This window comes from Streptomyces sp. NPDC057543 (assembly GCF_042801895.1).
GTDB lineage: Bacteria > Actinomycetota > Actinomycetes > Streptomycetales > Streptomycetaceae > Streptomyces.
Genome location: NZ_JBHVFF010000521.1, coordinates 1 through 2,769, shown reverse-complemented (window position 1 = coordinate 2,769; position 2,769 = coordinate 1). Strand labels below are relative to the sequence as shown.

Here is a 2,769-nt window from a genome sequence, read left to right as displayed (position 1 = left end):
GGTGAACCACCATGTCCGCCGTGACGTCGTCCTCGGACGTGAGGATGAGGACGGTCATGTCAGTCGTCGTCGTTGTGGGTCTTGCTGCCGGCGGTAGACGAGGTGGAGGAGGTGCTCAGGAGGACGGGGTAGTTCGTCGCCGCGGGCGATCCGTCCGGGCAGATGTTCATCTGGCGGGCGGGGTCGAAAGCGAACGGCGTCGCCGGTTCCGGCAGGCGGGGGGTGGCGTACTGGAGAGCGAAGGGTGTTGTCACTGCTACCTCCGTGGTTGCGTGGCTTCTGACTTCTCTCTGTGCAGCCCGCCCCGGTCAGCGCATCGGCCGGAGCGGGAGTTCTTGGACGCGCGAACGTCAGCGTTGGGCGGGCCATGAGATGCCCGGCTGGTTCCACGGCGTCGTATGCGGGGTGTAGTGGTCGCCGTCGTGCTCAGGCTCCAGCGTGCAGCGCGCAGCGGTTTTGGGGTCCATGTCCCAGCAGCAGTGGGTGATGAGCTCGGTCGACTCGGTTCTCATCGGCTGGCCTTCCGCATCGGGCCGCGGGCCGCACGCCACGCTCGGTCGAGCTGTACCGCAGTGAGGCACGACGCCCCGGCGCGGCAGGTGGCACAGCTGTAGGTGTGACCGATCAAGGTGCGGTACGCGGCATCCGGCTCGGCGGCCGGCTTTGTCTGGGCGGTCACGGCTGCTTGGCCTTGCACTGGTCGCACTCGCAGTCCGGATACGCGGACGACTGGTCCACGGTCTTGAGCGGGGTGACCTCGGCCTCCGGGCGCACGACGCGAGTTCTGCCGTACCGGTCTACCTCGTACACCTTGATCGTCATCGTCACGGGTAAGCCCCCCGTCGCGGTCGGTGAGGAATACCGCTGACCGTAGGGACCGCCCGTGCGCGCACACCAGCGATGTGCATGAGTGTGCGCTCATGCCCTCGGACGAGTAAGTACGGCTCATACACACTCTTGACCCCGGAAGCCATAGGCGTCAGGTTGGTGCACATCAGCGCACCAACCTCACGCCGGAGGCAGCAGTGAGCTTAGAGTTCATCGGAATCGACCCGGACACAGGGCAAAGCGGGTCACCCACCGTGTGGGTGGACCCGGAAACGCAGGACATCGTCATGCAGAGCTACAAGGCAGACGAGGCGACGCGCGAGGAATGCAGCCGCAACACTGCCCCCGGCCACGCGCCTGGTATCCCCGATCACGAGACCGTCATTCGCATCCCGGCCCGCATGGTGCCGGCCTTGAGGAAGGCCTGCGATGCCGCCGAACGTCAGCTTTAACGAGCTCCTCGAAGCAGCACAGCACTCCGCGGTGCACCTGGAGATGCGCGACGCCTACGGGGTCGGTGACGAGGCCGATGACTTCGGGCGCTGGCGGCGGACGGGCGAGCGCGACACCGATCCGGCATCGGCGTACTGGGCCCCCTGGGTGGATCTCATCTCGCGGGCCACCGCCCGCGGCGTCACGGTGCGCAGAGCTCGCGTCGTGTCTGAGCCGGTCACCGAGTACATCAGGTACGAGCACGCTGGCACGGCAGTCAACATTCACGCCGGAGAACTCGTCCGGTGGTTACCGCGCCGGACCGCATCAGACCTGATGCTGCCCGGTAATGATCTGTGGATCTTCGACGGGCAGTCGGTCCTCTTCAACCACTTCACCGGGGCAGGCAACTGGTCCGAGCCGGGCCTTGAACTCCGCACCGAACCCCACATCGTGAAGCAGAGCGCCGACGCCTTCGAAGCGGTGTGGGACCGGGCAACGCCCCACGACCAATACCAACTCCTCTGACAGGAAGCACCCACACCGGCATGCCCATCTCACCGTCGTCCTCCGCTCAGGCCGCCCGCGAAGGCGTGGCCCGGCAGCTCCGCGAGCTCCGGCAGGACGCCGGCCTGACCGTGACCCAGCTAGCCGCCAAATGCGGCTGGCACCACGCGAAGACGTCCCGGATTGAGAACGCCAAGACGCCACCCTCGGCCCGGGACATTCGCGACTGGTGCGAGACCTGCGATGCACCGACCAGGGCGGCCGACCTGATCGCCGCGTCGCGGCATGCGGAGACGCTCTACACCGAGTGGCGACGCAGGGTTCGTACCGGGCTGCGGCAGCTTCAGGACAGCTACGTGCAGCTGTACCGGGCCACCCGGGTGTTCCGTGTCTACTCGCCGACCCTTGTGCCCGGGCTTGTGCAGACCGAGGGGTACGCCAGCGCGCTGCTCAGTGCGAACGCCCGACTGCTCGATGTCCCGGACGATGGGGCGGAGGCGGCTGCCGCCAGAGTGGAGCGGTCGCAGGTCATCCGAGAGCCGGGACATCGGTGCCTGCTGCTCATCGAGGAGTCGGCCCTGTACTTCCAGCTTGGCGACTCAGATGCCATGGCTGCCCAGCTCGGACATCTCCTATCCGTCGGGGCTCTGCCTGCGGTCTCGTTGGGCATCATCCCTTTGGCCACGAGGGAGCGGGCGCTCTGGCCGCAAGAGACGTTCCACGTCTACGACGACACCCTAGTTTCCGTGGAACTTCTGTCTGCGCAGGTGAACATCACGCAGCCCAGCGAGATTGGGCTCTACCTCACTGCGTTCGAGCAGCTGCGAAGCATGGCCGCTTACGGGGCGGACGCGCGCGCCCTGATCACGAAGGCCATCGACGCACTCGGCTGATCCCGGTACTCACTCTGCACGCGATCGACGACCCGACGGCGTTCGTGGAGCACGAGGCGGCCTACCGGGCCACGCTCCAGGGCGCCCACCGGGACCAGTATCTCGTGCA

6 protein-coding genes are annotated in these 2,769 nt (G+C 66.8%); 3 read left to right on the top strand and 3 right to left on the bottom strand.

The genetic code is table 11. From position 1 onward, the window contains the following. Positions 1 to 59: 59 nt before the first annotated feature. From tgmA to ACFU8Q_RS40780, 3 genes are all read right to left on the bottom strand, one after another. A complete protein-coding gene (tgmA, locus tag ACFU8Q_RS40790; protein WP_384465069.1) occupies positions 60 to 254 on the bottom strand; it encodes a putative ATP-grasp-modified RiPP in 195 nt (64 codons plus the stop codon). A 96-nt stretch (positions 255 to 350) separates the two neighbouring features. Then, positions 351 to 512, bottom strand: a complete 162-nt coding sequence (locus ACFU8Q_RS40785) for a hypothetical protein (protein WP_384465066.1) — start codon at positions 510 to 512, stop codon at positions 351 to 353. Positions 513 to 675: 163 nt separating this feature from the next. Beyond that, positions 676 to 828: a hypothetical protein gene (locus ACFU8Q_RS40780; RefSeq protein WP_384465072.1), complete on the bottom strand. Its 153-nt coding sequence runs from the start codon at positions 826 to 828 to the stop codon at positions 676 to 678. A gap of 197 nt (positions 829 to 1,025) precedes the next feature. On the opposite strand from ACFU8Q_RS40780, the gene ACFU8Q_RS40775 reads away from it, so the two are divergent. From ACFU8Q_RS40775 to ACFU8Q_RS40765, 3 genes are read left to right on the top strand one after another with little or no spacing between them, the layout of a single operon-like run. Then, the gene (locus tag ACFU8Q_RS40775; RefSeq protein ID WP_384465063.1) at positions 1,026 to 1,280 is read left to right on the top strand and encodes a hypothetical protein; all 255 of its coding nucleotides are present in this window, start codon (positions 1,026 to 1,028) and stop codon (positions 1,278 to 1,280) included. Further along, on the top strand, positions 1,258 to 1,788 hold the full coding sequence (locus tag ACFU8Q_RS40770) for a DUF6879 family protein (protein ID WP_384465060.1): 531 nt from the start codon (positions 1,258 to 1,260) through the stop codon (positions 1,786 to 1,788). Before ACFU8Q_RS40775 ends, ACFU8Q_RS40770 begins: the two co-directional genes overlap by 23 nt. Before the next feature lie 20 nt (positions 1,789 to 1,808). Further along, on the top strand, positions 1,809 to 2,660 hold the full coding sequence (locus ACFU8Q_RS40765) for a helix-turn-helix domain-containing protein (protein WP_384465057.1): 852 nt from the start codon (positions 1,809 to 1,811) through the stop codon (positions 2,658 to 2,660). Positions 2,661 to 2,769: the final 109 nt, after the last annotated feature.